1 protein-coding gene is annotated in these 966 nt (G+C 31.9%); it reads right to left on the bottom strand.

What is annotated here, in order from left to right; translation table 11 throughout:
- Positions 1–30 precede the first annotated feature (30 nt).
- The gene (locus tag H7844_15920; protein MEO5358765.1) at positions 31–789 is read right to left on the bottom strand and encodes a hypothetical protein; all 759 of its coding nucleotides are present in this window, start codon (positions 787–789) and stop codon (positions 31–33) included.
- Positions 790–966: the final 177 nt, after the last annotated feature.

The following is a 966-nucleotide window of genomic DNA, read 5'->3' as shown; positions in this document are numbered from 1 at the left end:
GAATTAGGCGACGGGGGAGGCAGGGCAACCTTACAGCTCTGGGAAAAGCATGTATTTATACCAAGCAGCATTCAATCGTCTAACTTCGTTGGCTTTGTCAAAAGCTCCTGGATGTCTAAAGCGTCTCTTTCCTCCAAAAACAGGAATCTCTTTACTTTTTAATTTAATATAATCCAATCTTTTTCCAAATTTTTCAGATAGTTTACGTGTAATTTTTCTTCTGGCACTGATACGATATAAAAAATCATATTTACCTGTATATTCAAAGCCTTTTAAACGTTTTTCTATTCTTAAAGTATCCTTATTAAATTTGGCCTCATCTATATGTTTAGATATGTAATCATTTAAATATTCAGTAAAAATAAAATGACCGGAATTTGCGTATTTTTCCAAACGATGGATTGCCGTTGCTTTGCTGTCAGCATAATCATTTTTTTTATCATGCTTGTCAACTATAAAATGAAAAAGTCCGTAATCGGCAACAATACGAATATTTATTTTAAATGTGAATGTTTCACTGAACTTAATATCCTCTATCAGATTATCACTGAGAAGCTCACTTACAATTTTGACAAAGTTTTCAGGAGATGTACCAAAAATTATAACAGCATCACCCATTTTTTTAATGATTTCAAAATCGTAAAGGCTAACCCTTTTTTGAATTTCAGAATAAAAATACTCATACACATCAGATAGCTGGCTGGTTTTTAGTTTTTTGGCCTGAGGAGTAGAATCAACTAAATCTATAAGAACAAATACACCTGTTGTTGATGTAATATTTTCTGACATCCACCCTCCTCAACATTATGGTAATAATAGTAAATTGTCTTTAGGGAAATTATAGTATCAGAAAAGATAATGGTCAAGAAAAGTATCGTTTTCAAAAGGCAATATTTATAATTATTAAAATGCTTATGCAGTTAACTCCGGCAGATAGTTTTCTGTCATCTGGAGATGCATAGAAGA

The organism is Nitrospirae bacterium YQR-1 (assembly GCA_039908095.1).
Taxonomy (GTDB): domain Bacteria; phylum Nitrospirota; class Thermodesulfovibrionia; order Thermodesulfovibrionales; family Magnetobacteriaceae; genus Magnetomonas.
This window is presented reverse-complemented; position numbering and strand designations above follow the sequence as displayed.

What these genes read in the sequence shown, in the direction of transcription:
- H7844_15920 (MEO5358765.1), bottom strand. Translation starts at nt 789, where the DNA reads ATGTCAGAAAATATTACATCAACAACAGGTGTATTTGTTCTTATAGAT.